At 70.7% G+C, this 426-nt stretch carries 1 protein-coding gene; it reads right to left on the reverse strand.

Annotated features, from left to right (window positions below; all coding sequences use genetic code 11):
- Positions 1-178: 178 nt before the first annotated feature.
- The coding region (locus AC4PG0_RS14300) for a hypothetical protein (protein ID WP_492168012.1) at positions 179-426 on the reverse strand (248 nt) is incomplete at its 5' end.

A 426-nucleotide genomic window follows, 5' to 3' on the forward strand; every position in this document is an offset into this window, starting at 1 on the left:
GGCCTGGCGACGTGGCGACCGGTTCGAGGGCGATTACAGCTTCGATATTCCGGCGGACATCCGCGATCCGCTGGCGCTGGGCATGTATTGGGACCTGATGAACCGGATGAGGGACGGCGTCGGATTCCCGGCCTTCACCGTGTCGCCGTATCTGAAGAACACTTTCTAGGCGCGACCGCTAGCGCCGCCGCTCGCGGTCGCGCGTCGTGTCCCGTTCCGTCGGACGCGCGCGGCCGGCGCGCGCCCAGGCGGCCTCCAGCAGCTTGGTCTGGATGGCGGGATCGGGGATGAGACGGGCCACCACCACGGCCGCGCGGGCGAGCCGCTCGGCGAGCGGATCCTGGAGGGCCTTCTGGGAGGAAGCCCGGTCGATTCCGGCCGCCTGGCGATCGCGGTCCCTGGGCCGATGGCCGTGGACCTCCAGAC

The sequence above is a fragment of the Listeria sp. MAN/IMW/UF464 genome (assembly GCF_058683955.1).